Source organism: Acidovorax sp. GW821-FHT10E04 (assembly GCF_059415185.1).
Genome location: NZ_JBWKMT010000003.1, coordinates 406,358 through 423,370 on the forward strand (window position 1 = coordinate 406,358; position 17,013 = coordinate 423,370).

Genomic DNA, 17,013 nt, shown 5'->3' on the forward strand with positions numbered 1-17,013 from the left:
CTAAAGTGGCCACCCCGTGGACTGTCAGACAGGGAACGCCGTGGAAACCACCGCAAACAGCAGTAGCACCCGCAGCCAGCACATCCGCATCGGCATCGGCGGCTGGACCTTCGAGCCCTGGTGCGACAACTTCTACCCCGCGGGCCTCGCGCACAGCAAGGAGCTGCAGTACGCCAGCCGCCAGCTCAGCGCCATCGAGGTCAACGGCACCTACTACAGCACCTTCAAGCCGCCCACGTTTGCCAAGTGGCACGGCGAGACGCCCGAGGGCTTCATGTTCTCGCTCAAGGCCAACCGCTTCGCGACGAACCGCCGCGTGCTGGCGCAGGCGGGCGACTCGGTCATGCGGTTTGTGGAAAGCGGCATCTCGGAACTGAAGGACAAGCTCGGCCCCATCGTCTGGCAGTTCATGCCCACCAAGGTGTTCGAGCCGGGGGACTTCGAGGCCTTCCTCGCGCTGCTGCCCCAACAGGTCGATGGCCGCCGCCTGCGCCATGTGCTCGACGTGCGGCACGAGAGCTTTGCCACCCCGGCCTTCATCGCGCTGGCCCGCCGGTACGGCTGCGTGCCGGTGCACACCGATTCCGAGAAATTCCCGGCCATCGCCGATGCCGAGGCGGACTTCGCCTACCTGCGGCTGATGCGCAGCCAGGCCGACGTGCCCACCGGCTACACGCCCGAGGCGATTGCGCAATGGGCCGAGGGCGTGCGCGCCTGGACCCGCGGCGAACGGCCGCGCGATGTGTTCGTGTATTTCATCAACGGCGCGAAGGAGCGGGCCCCGGCCGGCGCGATGGAGCTGATGGCGCAGCTGGGACTGCGGGCGCAGGCCGCAGGTGCTGGCGAGATGGCGATGAGAAAGAAATCGGCGCCTGGCGCTTATCCATGAAGCGCCAAAAGCTATTGATTCAATAGCAAAATCACCCTGTCGCGGGCTGCCCGGACGCCTGCCCGCGGCACCAGGCGCGGCATGGGCTTGACGGCGGCCCAAGGGCCTCGGGTACACTGCATCCTTCATGTCGTACACCGCCATCCCCTTCACCGCACGCGCCACGGCCTTCCAGGGCATGTGCATGATGCTGTCCGCATTCACGCGGGCGATGGGTGCACGAATGATTACCACCATTACCACCGCGGCCACCTGAGCACGCGCAGGTGGCCGTTTCGGCAGCCACCTGGTGATCGCTCTCTCTTCTCCCCCAAGACGAATTGACTGAAACCCAGCTCTGGCAGCTGGGTTTTTTTGTTTGTTTGTTTTGCAGTCGTTTGGAGAAGCCCATGTTCCGCGATCCCGTCCAGTCCCTAGAAGCCCCGTCGTTCGAGCCTTCCGCCGCGGCCATGCGCCCCCTGCGCGTGGGCATGATCGGCATTGGCACCGTGGGCGCGGGCACCTTCCGCGTGCTGGCGCGCAACCAGGCGCTCATCGCGGGCCGCGCGGGGCGGGGCATCAAGATGGTGGTGGTCTGCGCCCGCAGCCTGGCCCGCGCCATGAGCGTGGTGGGCAAGGACGTGGCCCTGACCAACGACCCCATGCAGGTCGCCACGCACCCCGATGTGGACGTGCTGGTGGAGGCCGCCGGCGGCACCGGCCCGGCGCGTGAATGGGTGCTGGCCGCCATCCGCGCGGGCAAGCATGTGGTCACGGCCAACAAGGCGCTGCTGGCCGAGCATGGCAACGAGATCTTCGCCGCCGCGCGCCAGCACGGCGTGGCCGTGGCGTACGAAGGCGCGGTGGCCGTGAGCATCCCCATCGTGAAAGCGCTGCGCGAGGGCCTCACGGCCAACCGTATCGAATGGGTGGCCGGCATCATCAACGGCACCACCAACTTCATCCTGAGCAAGATGCGCGACGAGGGCGTGGGCTTTGCCGAGGCGCTCGCCCAGGCGCAGGCGCTGGGCTACGCCGAAGCGGACCCGACCTTCGACATCGAGGGCATCGACGCCGCGCACAAGATCACGCTGCTGGCCGCCAATGCGTTCGGCATGCCGCTGCGGTTCGCCGACGCGCAGGTGGAGGGCATCACCGCGCTGCAGGGCCTGGACGTGGCCTGCGCGGAGCAGCTGGGCTTTCGCATCAAGCTGCTGGGGGTGGCGCGGCGCCGCGAGCACGGCAATGGAGTCAACGGCGATGGTGCCGACGGCGTGGAGCTGCGCGTGCAGCCCGCGCTGGTGCCCGCCACGCACCTGCTGGCGCATGTCAATGGCTCGATGAACGGCATCATGGTCAAGGGCGATGCGTCGGGCGTGACGATGTACTACGGCGCGGGCGCGGGCTCCGAGCAGACCGCGTCGGCCGTGATCGCCGACCTGGTGGACGTGGCGCGGCTTCATGGCACCCACGCGGCGCAGCGGGTGCCGCACCTGGGCTTTCATGCCAGCGCCATCAGCAACGACCAGGCCGTGCTGCCGCGCGCCGCCGTGCGCACGCGCCACTACCTGCGGGTGCCCGTGCACACGGCCCAGCAGATCGAGGCCGTGGGCGCCTGGCTGGCGGCGCAGCACGTGCCGGTGCTGCGCGTGGAGCTGGCGGCCGAAAAAACACTGCAGGCCGACAAGGCGGCATCCAGCGCCGGCCATCCCCAGGTGCTGGTGCTCACCGACGTGGCGGCCCAGTCCACGGTGGACCTGGCCATGCACGCGCTGGCCGCGCACCCCGCCGTGGCCGGGCCGGTGGTGTCGCTGCGCGTGGAGATGCTGGAGGGCTGATGCTGAAGGGTTGCCATGGGCGGTGTCTGGCCGCACGCCACGTCGTGCCACCACCACTCGGCACTCACCAGCACCGTTCACGCTGAGCCTGTCGAAACGCGGCGCATGGCTGCGACAGGCGCAGCCCGACCGGTACGGGTTGATGCTGCGGTTTTAAAGGTCCAAACAGGCTCTGTCGTCCTACTATCAAGCGCTTCAAGCTATGAATATCGCAGCAATCACTGGCTAGATGCCCGGCCCTCGTTCCACCAGCGCCGCCATGGCCAGCGCTTGCGGCGTGCCTTGCGCCGTCAGCCCCTCGACGACGCCGGCGCGGTCCGTGTCCGTGCGGTTCTGGCTCACCTTCCAGACGCCTTCCCAGCGTTCCACCGCCAGCTCCACGCCCACGATGGCGCCCAGCAGCTTGTGCAGGTAGTCGGCGGGCGCATCGTCCACGTGCCAGGGGTGCGGGCGGTGCGCCTCGTGGGCCTCGGTCAGCGTGTGCAGGATCGCGCGCAGGCGCTCGGGGTCGCCGTCCACCGCGCTGAGCGTGCCGTGGGCGTGCACCGTGGCGTAGTTCCAGGTGGGCACCTGTTTGCCATCGACGGCCTTGGACGGGTACCACGACGGCGACACGTAGGCCTGCGGGCCATGGAACACGGCCACCGCCTGCTGCGGCAGCAGCGGCCACACGCCGTTGCCGCGGCCCACGTGGCCCACCAGCGTGCCGTGTGGGCCGCGCGTGGGGTCCAGGTACAGCGGCACGTGGTTGACGTGCAGGGCGCCCTCGTGCGAGACGACCAGGGTGGCCAGGGGCTGGTCCCGCACCAGGCCGTGCAGAACGGCTCGGTCGGTCACCTGGAACTGGCGGTTGGCAATGGTCATGTCAGTGGTCCTTCCACGTCCAGCACGGGCGCGCAGTCGATCGGCGTCTTGACCGAGTTGGCCAAAAAGCACGCCGCGTGCGCCTGGTGGTGCAGGTCGGCCAGCACCGCGCTGCTGGGCGCGTGCGCCGCGTCGAAGCGCGTCACGGGCCGCAGCTGCACGTGCGCAACCACCAGGCGGCCTTCGGCATCCTTGGCCATGGTGCCCACGGCGGCATCGGTGTAGCTGTCCACGCGCCATCCGGCGCGGCAGGCGAAGTCCAGGAACCACAGCATGTGGCAGCTCGACAGCGCGGCCACGTAGGCTTCTTCGGGGTCCACGGCCGAAGCGTCGGAGTAGGGCAGCGGCACCACATGCGGCGACGACGACCCGGCCACCACGGCGCCGCCATCGAATTGCCAGGTGTGCGCGCGGTGGTAGCGCTTGTCCAGAAAGTCGTCGCTGCCACGGGACCAGGCGATGGTGGCGGTGTGCTCGGCCATAGGATCTTTCTTGGGGGACCGGGCCTCGCAGGCGACCCGGATGGTTTCTAAAATGGTTCTTCAGTTTATGGCTGCATTGCCACAACGAAGGGGCCAATTCATGCCGGTTGCCAGAGCCAATTCGAAGACCGTCGCCGCCGCCACGGGTGCTCCGGGCCCGCGCCAGGGCCTGCTGCGCCAGCAGGTCTATGAGCAGTTGCGCGGCGCCATCGAGCACGGCCGCCTGCCCGCGGGCACGCGCCTGCCGCCGTCGCGCGAGCACGCGGCGGGCCTGGGCGTGTCGCGCAACACGGTGCTCTGGGCCGTGCAGCGCCTGCAGGCCGAAGGGTATGTGGAGGCGCGCGTGGGCGACGGCACCTACGTGTCGCAGGCCGCGGGCGTGGCGCCCGCGCAGGGCCTGGTGGCGCCGCCGCGCGGGCTGTCGAAGCGCGGGCAGCTCATTGCCGAGACGGCCGCGCGCTGGCGGCCTCCGCATGTGGCGGCGCGGGCATTTCGCATCGGCGCGCCCGAGGTGGACACCTTTCCGTTCGCGCTGTGGGACCGCCTGGCGCGCCAGGCCAGCCCCGGCCAGCGCAGCGCCCGCGCGCAGTACCTGGACCCTGCGGGCGACCCCCAGCTGCGCCAGGCCATCGCGCTGTGGCTGTGGGCGTCGCGCGGCATCCGCTGCGATGCGGCGCAGGTGGTGGTGTGCTCGGGCTCGCAGCAGGGCATCGATCTGATCGCGCGGCTGCTGCTGGACGCGGGCGACGAGGTGCTGGTGGAAGACCCGGGCTACCCCGGCATCCGCGCCAGCCTGCTGGGCCACGGCGTGCTGGCGCGGCCGGTAGCGCTGGATGCGCAGGGCCTGCGCATCGCCGAAGGCGCCGCGCAGTGGCCCGGCGCGCGCATGGCCGTGGTCACGCCCACGCACCAGTTCCCCACCGGGGTGTGCATGCCACTGGCGCGGCGCCAGGCCCTGCTGCAGTGGGCGCGCACGCACGACGCCTGGGTGGTGGAGGACGACTACGACGGTGAATTCCAGTACGGCAAGCACGACGGCAAGGCCCAGCGCGTGCCCGCCCTGTGCAGCCTGCCGGGCTCGGAGCGCGTGCTGTACGTGGGCACGTTCTCCAAGACCCTGCACCCCGGCCTGCGCCTGGGCTTCGTGGTCGTGCCACCCGCGCTGGTGGAAGCCTTTGCCGTGGCCCGCGCCATCACCGACCGGCACGCGCCGGGCGACGCCCAGGCGGTGCTGGCGCGCTTCATCGCCGAAGGCCACCTGCTGCGCCACCTGCGGCAGATGCGCGAGCTGTACCAGGAGCGCCAGCAGGTGCTGATCGACGCGCTGGCCCAGGCCAGCGGCGGCGCGCTGCAGCTGGCGCCCAGCGACCGGGGCATGCACCTGCTGCTGGAATGCGCGCCCGGCAGCAACGACGAGGCCTTGAGCCGCAGCGCACTCGCCGCCGGGGTGATGCTGGCACCCTTGTCGCGCTATGCGATGGAATCGAACCGTAGAGGCTGGCTGTTTGGCTACGCGGGCTACGGCGAGCCCGAGATCGTGGCCGCCGCGCGGGTAGTGGCGCGGTTAGCTTCCAGAAGTCACCGCAAGGGGCTCTGACCGGCGAGCGACCGCCGCGCTGGCGGTATCCCCCTACCTTTTCCACCATTGCTGCGAGAGCGCGGGCTGCCGGATGTCCAGCCGCTCGCCCATCACCGGCGCCACCAGCGGCACGCCGGCTTTCCCGGCCAGGGCGGTGATGCGGTCGAACGGGTCCGTCCACGCGTGCAGCGCCAGGTCGAACGTGCCGTTGTGGATGGGCATCAGGTGGCGGCCCTTCACGTCCAGGTGGGCCTGCAGGCTTTCCTCGGGCTGCATGTGCACGTCGGGCCACTGGGCGTCGTAGGCGCCGGTTTCCACCATCGTCAGGTCGAACGGGCCGAAGCGCTCGCCGATGGCCTTGAAGCCGTCGAAGTAGCCCGTGTCGCCGCTGAAGAAGATGCGCGTGTCCCCCGCCACCAGCACCCACGACGCCCACAGCGTGCGGTTGCCGTCCGACAGGCTGCGGCCCGAGAAGTGCTGTGCGGGCGTGGCCACCAGCTTCACGCCGGCGATGGTGGTGCCCTGCCACCAGTCGAACTGCAGCACCTTGGCGGCGGGCACGCCCCAGGCGACAAGGCGGTCGCCCACGCCCAGCGGCGTGACGAAATGCGCCACCTTGGGGGCGAGCTGCCGGATGGCATCGAAGTCCAGGTGGTCGTAGTGGTCGTGCGAGAGCACCACGCCGGTGATGGGCGGCAGCTCGTCGATGGCGATGGGCGGCGCATGGAAGCGCTTGGGGCCCATGAAGGAAAACGGCGAGGCGCGTTCGGAGAACACCGGATCGGTCAGCCAGAACTGGCCCTGCAGCTTGAGCAGCATGGTCGAGTGGCCCAGGCGCCACAGGCTCAGGTCGGGGGCGCCCAGCAGGTCGGCCTGCGTGAGCGGCAGCACCTGGGGCGGCTGGGCCGGCACCGCGTCGGCGGGCTTGTCCGTCATGAAGCGCCACATGATGCCCAGGGTCTTGGCAAAACCCGGGGCCTGGCGCGGCGCCGCGTTGCGGAACTTGCCATCGACGTGCTGGGGCGACTGCTCATGGGAGCTTGCCGGCAAGGAGGTGCAGGAAAGGATGCTGTAGGCCATGGCGGTGACAACGGTGAGGATGAGAAGGATTCGGGGCGTGCGGCGGAGCATGGATGCTTTTCCGAAAAGTGCACTGCACAGTGTAGTTCACTTTTCAAAAAAGTAAACTACCCGGTGTAAAATAGGGGAATGACCGAGCCCGCCACCGTGATCGCCCCCACCCGCCTGACCGACCGCAAGCGCGAGGCCATCGTGCAGGCCGCCATCGGCGAATTCCGCGAACATGGCTTCAACGGCACCAGCATGGACCGCGTGGCCGCGGCGGCCGAGGTGTCCAAGCGCACGGTGTACAACCACTTTCCCAGCAAGGACGAGCTGTTCGGCGCCATCCTGGACCACCTGTGGGAGCGCAGCCATTCGTTGCCCGACGTGGCCTATGACGCGGGGCGACCGCTGCGCGCGCAGCTGCTCGCGGTGCTGGAGCAGAAGATGGAGCTGCTGAACGACGCGAGCTTCATCGACCTCTCGCGCGTGGCGATGGCCGAGATGATGCACACGCCCGAGCGCGCCCAGGCCATGGTGGCGCGCCTGTCCGAAAAGGAAGAAGGCCTGCCGCGCTGGATCCGCGCGGCCCAGCAGGACGGCGCCCTGCGCGCGGGGGTGGACCCGCAGTACGCGGCCCACCAGCTGCACGGCATGGTCAAGTCCTTTGCCTTCTGGCCCCAGCTGGCCATGGGTCAGCCGCCGCTGGCGCCTGCCGTGCAGCAGCAGGTGCTGGCCGATGCGGTGGAGATGTTCCTCGGGTTCTACGCGGTCGGCGCGCCGTAGGCCGGGGAACCCCGGCCCGGGCAAAATGCTCGCCGCACGACCGCCAGCCCCTCCCCGGGCACGCCTCCCATGCGCAAACGCCACTCCCTCCTCATCGGCCTGGGCATCGCCACCGCGGCGGTCTGGGTTTTCAACGCCTCCTGGCGCGCAGCGCCGCCCGAAGGCGCCAAAGCGCGCCTGATCGCGCACCGGGGCGTGCACCAGACCTACCACCGCGAGGGGCTGGAGCGGGACACCTGCACCGCCCGGCGCATCGAGCCGCCCACGCACGACTACATCGAGAACACGGTGCGCTCCATGCAGGCGGCATTCGCCCATGGCGCGGACATCGTGGAGCTGGACGTGCACCCCACCACCGACGGCCGCCTGGCCGTGCTGCACGACTGGACGCTGGACTGCCGCACCGAAGGCCGGGGCACCACGCGCAGCCACGCGATGTCCTACCTGCGCACGCTGGATGTGGGCTACGGCTACACCGCCGACGGGGGCCGGACCTACCCCCTGCGCGGCAAGGGCGTGGGGCTGATGCCCGAGCTCTCCGAGGTCTTCACGGCCATGCCCGGCCAGCGCTTTCTCGTCAATTTCAAGAGCCGGGAGGCGCGCGAGGGCGACATGCTCGCCGCGCTGGTGGCCGGACAGCCCGCCTGGCGGCAGGCCATCTGGGGCGCGTACGGGGGCGACGAGCCCACCCTGCGCGCCGTCGGGGCGCTCGCGGCCCAGGGCGGGGCACCCGTCAGGACCTGGTCGCGCCAGGGGCTGGCGCAGTGCCTGGGCCGCTACATCGCCCTGGGCTGGGCCGGCATCGTGCCCGAGGCCTGCCGCCAGACCACCGTGATGGTGCCTCTGAACGTCGCGCCCTGGCTCTGGGGCTGGCCGAACCTGCTGCAGCAGCGGCTTCAGCAGGCGGGCAGCGAGATCATCCTGCTGGGCCCCTACGGCGCGGGCGACGCCGGCACCTCGGGCATCGACACGCCCGCGCAGCTGGCCCAGGTGCCCCGGGGCTTCGCGGGCTATGTCTGGACCAACAAGATCGAGGTCATCGGGCCCGTCTTCCGGCGCTGAGCCCCGCTTGGCGCTACGCTTGGCGGCTGCGTGCGCCCCGGCGCATTCCGGCTTCTTTCTCTTCACCACCACCCTCATTCCTTCCCACCCCATGCCCCTTGCCCCCTACCTCGATACCGCCCCGTGCCTGGGCAGCGGCGTCTTCATCCACGACTCCGCCCAGGTGATCGGCGACGTGACCCTGGGCCGCGACGCCTCGGTGTGGTGCAACGCCGTGCTGCGCGGCGACGTGAACCGCATCGTGGTGGGGGAGTGCAGCAACGTGCAGGACCTGGCCATGGGCCATGTCTCGCACCGCAACGCCAGCAAGCCCGAGGGCTCGCCGCTCCTCATCGGCAGCCATGTGACCATCGGCCACTCGGTGATCCTGCACGGCTGCCGCATCGGCGACGAATGCCTGATCGGCATGGGCTCGATCGTGATGGACGACGCCGTGGTGGGCGACCGCGTGATGCTGGGCGCGGGCAGCCTGGTCTCGCCCGGCAAGGTGCTGGAAAGCGGCTACCTCTACATGGGCCGCCCGGCGGTGCGCCAGCGCGCGCTGACGGACGCGGAGATGGCGTACCTGCGCTACTCGGCCGAACACTACGTGCGGGTGAAGAACAACTACCAGGCCCCGCCGCTGACGGAGCCTGCAGCCTGATCCGGTCCGGAAGTCCGGCAGGCCCCAGGGCGCGCGGGCGGCGCGTATCGCATCACTATTCGAGCCATGTTTGTCTATGAGTGAACTTCTTGAGCAACTGTCCCAGTCGGTCTCCACGGCCCACTCCGTCGAAGAGCTGACGCGGCCGCTTCTGGAAATGCTGGAGGCGGTGACGGGGCTGGAGTCCACCTACCTCACCGCCATCGACGAGGCACAGGGCGTGCAGCACGTGCTGTACGCGCGCAACTCCAGCGCCATGCAGATCCCCGAGGGCCTGGTCGTGCCCTGGAACGACACGCTGTGCAAGCGCGCGCTGGAAGAGGGCCGCACCTTCACCGACGACGTTCCCGCCTGCTGGGGCGATTCGCAGGCCGCGCGCGGCCTGGGCATCCGCACCTACGCGAGCCAGCCCGTGCGCGTCGGCAACGGCGCGCTGTACGGCACGCTGTGCGCGGCCAGCACCCACGCCCGCCCGCGCACGCCCGAGGCCGAACGCATCCTCACGCTGTTCGCCTATCTCATCGGCCAGCAGGTGGAGCGCGAGCAGCTCATCCACAAACTGCTGGCCGCCAACGAACAGCTGGCCGCCGTGGCCGCCACCGACCAGCTCACGGGGCTGCCCAACCGCCGCGCGCTCATGGAGGCGCTGGAACGGATGCTGGCGCAGGGCCGGCGCCGGCAGATGGGCGTGCAGATCGCGTTCATCGACCTCGACGGCTTCAAGGCCATCAACGACACCCACGGCCACGAGGTGGGCGACCAGTTCCTCGTGGCCGTCGCGCAGCGCCTGCGGGGCGTGCTGCGCGCCGAGGACCTGGCCGCGCGCCTGGGCGGCGACGAGTTCGTGGTGATCAGCCTGAGCGCACACGCCGGCGACGCCCTGCACACCGCGCAGGATGCGCTGAGCCTGCGCATCGCCCAGGCCACGCAGGGCCGCTTCGACCTGCCGGGCGCATCGCTGGACTACGCCGGCGCCAGCGTGGGCGCGGTCACCATGGCGCCGGACCAGACCTGCAGGGCCGAGGACGCCCTGCGCGTGGCCGACCAGATGATGTACCAGGTCAAGCGCGCGCGCCGGCAGGCCCAGGACGCGCTGGCACAGGCGCGCGGCGGGCTGCCCACCCGCCGCTGAGCCGGCCCGCGCCGCCGCCGCAGTAGCCACACCGCCAGGGACACCATCGCGGTGCCGGGATAATCGGCGGTCACCACCCCCACGCTCCATGGCCTCTTCCCCGTGCCGCGTGCTCGCCGTCATCCCCCCGATGACGCAGCTGAACACGCCCTATCCGTCCACCGCCTACCTCACGGGCTTCCTGCGCTCGCGCGGCGTCCTCGCGTTCCAGGAGGACCTGGCGCTGGCGCTCGTGCTGCGGCTGCTCTCGCCCGAGGGCCTGAGGGCCGTGGCCGCCAAGGTGGACGCGCTGCCCGCCAAGAAACAAAGCCCCGCCGTGCAGTCCTTTGCCGCGCAGCAGGACCGCTACCTGGCCACCATCGGCCCGGCCATTGCCTTCCTGCAGGGGCGCGACAGCACGCTGGCCCACCGCATCGCGGGCCGCAACTACCTGCCCGAGGGCCCACGCTTCGCCACGCTGGATGTGTATGTGGACGACGAAGGCGGCGACCCGCTGGGCTGGGCGTTCGGCGCCCTGGGCCTGCACGACAAGGCCAAGCACCTGGCCACGCTGTACCTGAACGACCTGGCCGATGTGCTGCGCGACGCGGTGGACGAGCGCTTCGAATTCGTGCGCTATGCCGAATCGCTGGCGGGCAGCCAGCCCACGTTCGACCCGCTGGCCACGGCCCTGGCCGCACCGCCCACGCTGGTGGACGACCTGCTGGCGCAGCTCACGCACGAGGCCATCGAACGCCACCAGCCCACGGTGGTGCTGCTGTCGGTGCCTTTCCCGGGCTCCGTGTACGCGGCGTTCCGCATCGCGCAGACCATCAAGGCGCGCCATCCGCAGGTGGTGACGGTGCTGGGCGGCGGCTTCGTGAACACCGAACTGCGCGAGCTGGCCGACCCGCGCGTGTTCGACCATGTCGACTACGTGACGCTGGACGCCGGCGAGCGCCCGCTGCTGGCGCTGCTCGAACATGTGCGCGGCGAACGCGGCCGCCAGCGGCTGGTGCGCACCTTCGTGCGCAACGACGAGGGCACCGTCCAGTACATCAACATGATGGAAGCAGACGTGGCCTTCGCCGAGGTGGGCACGCCCACCTGGGACGGCCTGCCGCTGGACCGCTACCTGTCGCTGCTGGACATGCTCAACCCCATGCACCGGCTGTGGAGCGACGGGCGCTGGAACAAGCTCACGGTGGCGCACGGCTGCTACTGGAAGAAGTGCAGCTTCTGCGACGTGAGCCTGGACTACATCAGCCGCTACGAGGGCGCGAGCGCCGAGGTGCTGGCCGACCGCATCGAGGCCATCGTGCGCGAGACGGGGCAGACGGGCTTTCACTTCGTGGACGAAGCCGCGCCCCCCAAGGCGCTGAAAGCACTGGCCACCGAGCTGATCGCGCGCAACGCGGGCATCAGCTGGTGGGGCAATGTGCGGTTCGAGAAAACCTTCACGCCCGACCTGGCCGGGCTGATGGCCGACAGCGGCTGCATCGCCATCTCGGGCGGGCTCGAAGTCGCGTCCGACCGGCTGCTCACCCTCATGAAAAAAGGCGTGTCGGTGGACCAGGTGGCGCGCGTGACGCGGGCCTTCACCGACGCGGGCATCCTGGTGCATGCGTACCTGATGTACGGCTTTCCCACCCAGACCGTGCAGGACACGGTGGACGCGCTCGAATACGTGCGCCAGCTGTTCGCCAACGGCTGCATCCAGAGCGGGTTCTTCCACCGCTTTGCCTGCACCGTGCACTCGCCCGTGGGCAAGAACCCCGAGGAGTACGGCGTGACCCTCGCGCCGCTGCCGCCGGGCGACTTCGCCAAGAACGACGTGGCCTTCATCGACCCCACGGGCGTGGACCACGATGCGCTGGGCGGCGCGCTCAAGAAGGCCATCTACAACTACATGCACGGCATCGGCCTGGAAGAGGATGTGCGCACGTGGTTCCCGTTCAAGGTGCCCAAGACCACGGTGCGGCGCGACCGCATCGAGCGGGCGCTGCGCGAGCGAGGATGAGGATATATATCTCCTTTGATAGCTGCTAGCGCCCGGTACATCGGCGTTTCAAGCCATTTTGGCGGGTGATGTGTCAGGGGGACCCTGCTTCCCTCGGAGTTCTGGCGCAGTTTCCAAAGTCAGCAGCCTGCACACCGCAGACAGCCCACGGCGGGCATTTCACAAGCCGCCGCCTCAGCGACCAAGCCGGAACCGGCGCAGACTCAACGCTGGCGGCGCCCCGTTTGCGCAACGGCGGTGCACCGGCATTGGCTCTTGTCCACCCAGAACTGTTCGGGCACCGCGTGCTCCATGGCGCTGCTGTACTGCCCCCGCTCTTGTTGTACGCAATCCAGCGGTTTTGGGCTGCAGTTTTTCCGTTGTAGTGAGTTCGGGTTTGTTGTTGATCGCGGCACTGGGGTCGTCGTTCTTGACCCACCGGGTGTGCCGCAGGTGCCCGATGTCCATGCTCAGCCCCTGGAAGGTAATGCCCGTGGTGACGATGCCGTACAGCTTGTTGGGGCGTACCTGGGCATGGAACAGGCCGTAGCTGAGCGCTGGGCGGTCCACCATCTGCGCCTGGGCGCTGGCGATGGCGCCGTGGCTTTGCAGTGCTGCGAAGTAGCCCCATACAGTGGCGGTGAGCAGGTCTCCGGTGAGGTGGTCACCTGTCAGGCCTTGCAGGATCGTTGCTCTTTGGCTTTCAGGGGCCGCCTGTGCTTGCTCCAGCTTTTGTTTTGTGGCCTCCATGCGCGTTTTGAGCGTTTGCAGTTGGGTCTGGCTGATGCCCTGGATGCTCAGGCTCAGGACTATAGGCATCACTCAACTGTGCATAGCTTTTCTGATTCATCTCGGCCTCAATTATCGAAGGTGTCGCACTTCGGATTTGAGGCCGCCTGGATACGGGAGTGTGTTGCACGTCTGATTTAAGGCCACCGACACGGTAATGAAAGGCATCCCATACCACGTTCAGGGCTCAGGCCCACCTTCCCGCAACCTTCAACACCCAACAAAATAGGCAAAGCCTTTTTGAAACTGTATTTTTTAGAAAACCCTCAATAATTGACATTTTTTTTGCAACTATCGCCAACGCATAGAAATATAAAAAACCAACCAACAACCCCACTATTCCAACAAGAAAAAAGTAATGAGACACCGAATCTTCAAAAATAAAAAAAAACAGCACCACACAAAAACACAAACGACGAAAATAAAATATCTGAAATAATTACAATTCCAGAAAAGATTTCAATCTTCATATTATGTGATAGTTTCATTTTTTGCCTCACGAAGCAAATCTATAGCAACAACCAAATAGCCTACAGCTTGTTGCAAGACTGCCGACAGTATCGCAAGGCCGGCCGCCGCCCACGCAGCACCTTTTTCTGTGGCGCCTTTTATCCCGCCTAATATATTCGAGAACACAACCAACGCTGATATAGTCTTTATGACCCCATCCTTCTCATCCTGAGACAAGTTCTCTTGACTCAGTATCTTATCCAAAGTCTTTATATAACTCAGGACACCATAGATCATTGCAGCAACTAGTACAGCGAGAGAAGCAAATGTGGCGATGGAGTAGACGCTCACAGCCATAACAAACCAAAGGGGTGGGAATGCAAACGAAAGCAACGCTATCGCGATAAAAAGCATCGCCCCATTTCCCCTCCCTTCAATCATGTAAGCCCCAGCCCCCGTCTCCGGGTCAGTGATGATGTATCCGTATCCCGTGAATCCGTGGGCATTGATCTGGCTTTCGTGGAATGTCACTTCCTTGCCTGCCTGGATGGCATTGCGGATTTCTGCGCCTACATCACCTCCAATTGTCAAATTGGGTAACGCTGTCGCTGCATTGCTCTGGTTGATGGTGTAGATCTTTTGCCCTTGGCTTTGCGCGATGGCAATGGCCTTGACGGCTGAGACCGCTTGCGCGCAGTCCGCCAGCGTCGGGTTCTTGATTTGTCCGTTCTGCTCGGTATAGCGGCATTGGGTAATGTCTACCCAAGCTTGCTCAGGCACCGCGTGCTCCATGGCGCTGCTGTACTGGCCCCGCATCTTGTTGTACGCAATCCACCGGTTTTGCGCTGCGGTTTTACCGTTTTGGGTCAGCTCAGGTTTGTTGTTGATCGGGGCACTGGGGTCGTCGTTCTTCACCCACCGGGTGTGCCGCAGGTGCCCGATGTCCATGTTCAGGCCCTGGAAGGTGATGCCCGTGGTCACGAGGCGGTGTTTGAAAAATATCTTTAAGGCGGCCTACATAACCGTTGCGAGCCGGAGGTAGTGCAAATCACCCGAGCCCGCTCCATCACAGACCGCATGGAGTTATGCAGGCCATCCTTTGCAGCCCCACAACACCAATTTTCGAGAAAATAGAAAAAAATTCACAAGAAAATAAAAGGCAATGAAAAATCCAAGCGTCCACGGCAAATAAATCACATCAGAAAAATGTGCTCCATCATTAATCCTAAAGGAGGTCAACGCAATTCCTGCAGATATCCACAATCCGAAGATCAGACCCAATCCATTGATGGCCCACATTTTTCTCACCCGCCCCTTCCCCAAGGCCCTCCCGACGATTTCAATCAAATCAACACATGGCACAAAGAACACAAAAGCCGTAATTAAATAATATGCAAAATCATAGATATTGAAATACCAAACATAGGCACAAGTCAAAATCCATATAACCATCGATAAAACTATCATCAGCAGACACCAGGAATTTTTTTAATGGCACTCGCCACGTCAGCATAAAGGGCCGAAATGAGAGATCCGGCTATTGCCAATGCAATCGCAGCGCCCACTGCACCTCCAAGCAGACCGATCCCAAAAACAATAGCTGTTAGCGCCCCAAACAATGCTTGCAAGCCAAGGACTCCACATTCTGCATTCGCGATCGCGATCATGTCATGATAAATAGAAATAGCAGAAATAACAAAAGACATCAGCAATAGAATTGCACCAAACCATCCACCAACCCCTGCCACTATCCCCAAAGCCAAGGCCGCAATTGCGGACCACCCAGGATTATCTTTCACCCAATTCACCAAATCCATCCACCCCCCATTACCCCGGCCCTCAATCATGTAGGCCCCAGCTCCCGTCTCCGGGTCCGTGATGACATACCCATACCCCGAGAACCCATGCGCATTGATTTGCCGCTCATGGAATGTCACTTCCTTGCCAGCCTGGATGGCCGAAGCAATCTTCTGCCCCACCGTACCGCCCACCGGCAGTTTGGGCAATGCCGTGGCTGCGTTGCGCTGGTTGATGGTGTAGATCCGCTGGCCTTCTGCCTGGGCGATAGCAATGGCTTTGACGGCTGAGACTGCTTGCGCGCAGTCTGCTTTGGTGGGGTTCTGGGTTTGCCCCTGGTCGTCCGTGTACCGGCATTGCGTTTTGTCCACCCAGAATTGCTCAGGCACGGCATGTTCCATGGCGCTGCTGTACTGGCCCCGCACCTTTTTGTACGCAATCCAGCGGTTTTCGTATTTGAACTGCGCTTTGATGCTGTAGGGCAAGGTGCCTGCCAGGTAGGGCAGCGGGTCGATGGTGGCTTGCCGGGTGCCCAGGACGTCGCCTACGGTGCTTTGGCCTGCGTTTTGGCTGTCGCCTCCGCAGGGCTGAAATGGGATGAGCAGCGGGGATTGGCATCTGCGGGCGCTTGTGTCGAAGCCAACGCCCTTGGAGCGCGCAGACGACGACCAATAAGCAACCGCAGGATTCATTCCAAATCAAGTCTTTAGCGCAAGCAGGAAAAGCGCAAACAGCTATCAAAAGAAGATCGTCTTGCATTTGGTGAATAGAGGGTTTTCACTGAGTAAATGAAGCCACTCAGTCCTTCCCAAGGCTCTGTATCTCGCGCCCACCACCCTCAAAGTCTGCACAACCGGGCTGATTTGCACACCAAAGCCGATCAGAAATAGCGCCCAACTTGATATACAAAAAAAATTGTCAGCGCCAAAAAATACAAACCAACAAGAAAACTCCCCACTGTTAGTTTTCTTTCACGGTATTCATGAAATGCCTTGCAAATTATCTTAAACATTTCATTCAACTCAACACAGAATATATAGCGGAAATCAATCCAATTATTCCAGCAGCAATCGCAACATTACCCACCAGCAGGACACCCAATGCTGGAATAGCAGCCGCAAGACCAATTACCGCCAAGGTTAAACCAATCCAATTAGAAATTGCAGACCAATTGACCTGCGCGCCGATCGCATCCAAATATGCTCCAGCCGAAGCAAAAGCTGCCATCAGCATCCAACCGTATCCGAGAATTGCAAAAGGTCCCAACCACGCCAATATAAATAGGGCAGCTATCGCAAAGACAAAAGCTGCGATCCCGTAGATCAACGCCCCCCCATTCCCCTTCCCTTCAATAATGTATCCACCTGCTCCAGTTTCAGGATCAGTAATCACATAGCCATACCCTGTCCATCCATGCGCGTTGATCTGGTGCTCGTGCACCGTCACCTCTTTGCCCGCCTGGATGGCTGATTGAATCTCCTGCCCCACCGTACCGCCCACTGGCAGCTTGGGCAAGGCCGTGGCTGCGTTGCTTTGGTTGATGGTGTATACCTGCGGGCGTTTGTGCCAACGCCACCGCGCCTGAAGCGAGCAGGCGAGGGCAAATGAGTGGCCACAGGATTCACAAACAAATCAGGCTCTAGCGCAATTGGGACAAACGCGAGCAGCTATCAAAATAAGAGC

Annotated in this window: 17 protein-coding genes; 9 read left to right on the forward strand and 8 right to left on the reverse strand. The window is 65.0% G+C overall.

Annotation, left to right across the window (positions count from 1 at the left end):
- Nucleotides 1–40 precede the first annotated feature (40 nt).
- The 3 genes from AC07OC_RS11230 (at nucleotide 41) to AC07OC_RS11240 (ending at nucleotide 2,706) form a co-directional block, all read left to right on the forward strand.
- Entirely contained in the window at nucleotides 41–889 is an 849-nt protein-coding gene (locus AC07OC_RS11230; RefSeq protein ID WP_492806725.1) for a DUF72 domain-containing protein, read from the forward strand.
- A 127-nt stretch (nucleotides 890–1,016) separates the two neighbouring features.
- Nucleotides 1,017–1,145, forward strand: coding sequence for a hypothetical protein (locus AC07OC_RS11235; protein WP_255590954.1), 129 nt, complete (start codon nucleotides 1,017–1,019; stop codon nucleotides 1,143–1,145).
- 133 nt (nucleotides 1,146–1,278) lie between these two features.
- Nucleotides 1,279–2,706 carry a homoserine dehydrogenase gene (locus AC07OC_RS11240; protein WP_492806726.1) on the forward strand — a complete coding sequence of 476 codons (1,428 nt, stop codon included), beginning with the start codon at nucleotides 1,279–1,281 and terminating at the stop codon, nucleotides 2,704–2,706.
- Nucleotides 2,707–2,931: 225 nt separating this feature from the next.
- Here AC07OC_RS11240 and AC07OC_RS11245 read toward each other — a convergent pair whose 3' ends face one another.
- Together AC07OC_RS11245 and AC07OC_RS11250 are read right to left on the reverse strand one after the other, a co-directional pair.
- The gene (locus AC07OC_RS11245) at nucleotides 2,932–3,570 is read right to left on the reverse strand and encodes an FMN-binding negative transcriptional regulator (RefSeq protein ID WP_218339339.1); all 639 of its coding nucleotides are present in this window, start codon (nucleotides 3,568–3,570) and stop codon (nucleotides 2,932–2,934) included.
- On the reverse strand, nucleotides 3,567–4,052 hold the full coding sequence (locus AC07OC_RS11250; RefSeq protein ID WP_494601168.1) for an OsmC family protein: 486 nt from the start codon (nucleotides 4,050–4,052) through the stop codon (nucleotides 3,567–3,569). The genes AC07OC_RS11245 and AC07OC_RS11250 overlap by 4 nt, the downstream gene beginning before the upstream one ends.
- A 100-nt stretch (nucleotides 4,053–4,152) precedes the next feature.
- On the opposite strand from AC07OC_RS11250, the gene pdxR reads away from it, so the two are divergent.
- Nucleotides 4,153–5,649, forward strand: a complete 1,497-nt coding sequence (gene pdxR, locus AC07OC_RS11255; RefSeq protein WP_494601170.1) for a MocR-like pyridoxine biosynthesis transcription factor PdxR — start codon at nucleotides 4,153–4,155, stop codon at nucleotides 5,647–5,649.
- Between the two features lie 33 nt (nucleotides 5,650–5,682).
- On the opposite strand, the gene AC07OC_RS11260 is transcribed toward pdxR, so the two are convergent.
- Nucleotides 5,683–6,711, reverse strand: a complete 1,029-nt coding sequence (locus tag AC07OC_RS11260; protein WP_494601431.1) for an MBL fold metallo-hydrolase — start codon at nucleotides 6,709–6,711, stop codon at nucleotides 5,683–5,685.
- Nucleotides 6,712–6,840: 129 nt separating this feature from the next.
- Between AC07OC_RS11260 and AC07OC_RS11265 the strand changes: the two genes are divergently transcribed.
- The 5 genes from AC07OC_RS11265 to AC07OC_RS11285 all read left to right on the forward strand — a co-directional run bounded on the left by AC07OC_RS11265 (nucleotide 6,841) and on the right by AC07OC_RS11285 (nucleotide 12,315).
- The gene (locus AC07OC_RS11265; protein ID WP_218296357.1) at nucleotides 6,841–7,479 is read left to right on the forward strand and encodes a TetR/AcrR family transcriptional regulator; all 639 of its coding nucleotides are present in this window, start codon (nucleotides 6,841–6,843) and stop codon (nucleotides 7,477–7,479) included.
- A 69-nt stretch (nucleotides 7,480–7,548) separates the two neighbouring features.
- Complete coding sequence (locus AC07OC_RS11270; RefSeq protein ID WP_218339335.1) at nucleotides 7,549–8,541, forward strand: glycerophosphodiester phosphodiesterase family protein; 993 nt, start codon at nucleotides 7,549–7,551, stop codon at nucleotides 8,539–8,541.
- Nucleotides 8,542–8,632: 91 nt separating this feature from the next.
- Complete coding sequence (locus tag AC07OC_RS11275; RefSeq protein ID WP_218296359.1) at nucleotides 8,633–9,184, forward strand: gamma carbonic anhydrase family protein; 552 nt, start codon at nucleotides 8,633–8,635, stop codon at nucleotides 9,182–9,184.
- 76 nt (nucleotides 9,185–9,260) lie between these two features.
- Nucleotides 9,261–10,316 carry a sensor domain-containing diguanylate cyclase gene (locus AC07OC_RS11280; RefSeq protein ID WP_369640929.1) on the forward strand — a complete coding sequence of 352 codons (1,056 nt, stop codon included), beginning with the start codon at nucleotides 9,261–9,263 and terminating at the stop codon, nucleotides 10,314–10,316.
- 88 nt (nucleotides 10,317–10,404) lie between these two features.
- Nucleotides 10,405–12,315, forward strand: coding sequence for a B12-binding domain-containing radical SAM protein (locus AC07OC_RS11285; RefSeq protein ID WP_494601173.1), 1,911 nt, complete (start codon nucleotides 10,405–10,407; stop codon nucleotides 12,313–12,315).
- A gap of 174 nt (nucleotides 12,316–12,489) precedes the next feature.
- Here AC07OC_RS11285 and AC07OC_RS11290 read toward each other — a convergent pair whose 3' ends face one another.
- The 5 genes from AC07OC_RS11290 to AC07OC_RS11310 form a co-directional block, all read right to left on the reverse strand.
- Nucleotides 12,490–13,113, reverse strand: a complete 624-nt coding sequence (locus AC07OC_RS11290) for a hypothetical protein (protein ID WP_494601175.1) — start codon at nucleotides 13,111–13,113, stop codon at nucleotides 12,490–12,492.
- Nucleotides 13,114–13,554: 441 nt separating this feature from the next.
- Nucleotides 13,555–14,514, reverse strand: a complete 960-nt coding sequence (locus tag AC07OC_RS11295; protein ID WP_494601177.1) for a hypothetical protein — start codon at nucleotides 14,512–14,514, stop codon at nucleotides 13,555–13,557.
- Nucleotides 14,515–14,616: 102 nt separating this feature from the next.
- Nucleotides 14,617–15,000, reverse strand: coding sequence for a hypothetical protein (locus tag AC07OC_RS11300; RefSeq protein ID WP_494601179.1), 384 nt, complete (start codon nucleotides 14,998–15,000; stop codon nucleotides 14,617–14,619).
- Nucleotides 15,000–16,022: a hypothetical protein gene (locus AC07OC_RS11305; RefSeq protein WP_494601181.1), complete on the reverse strand. Its 1,023-nt coding sequence runs from the start codon at nucleotides 16,020–16,022 to the stop codon at nucleotides 15,000–15,002. Before AC07OC_RS11305 ends, AC07OC_RS11300 begins: the two co-directional genes overlap by 1 nt.
- A 325-nt stretch (nucleotides 16,023–16,347) precedes the next feature.
- Nucleotides 16,348–16,845: a hypothetical protein gene (locus AC07OC_RS11310; RefSeq protein WP_494601183.1), complete on the reverse strand. Its 498-nt coding sequence runs from the start codon at nucleotides 16,843–16,845 to the stop codon at nucleotides 16,348–16,350.
- Between the last annotated feature and the right edge of the window lie 168 nt (nucleotides 16,846–17,013).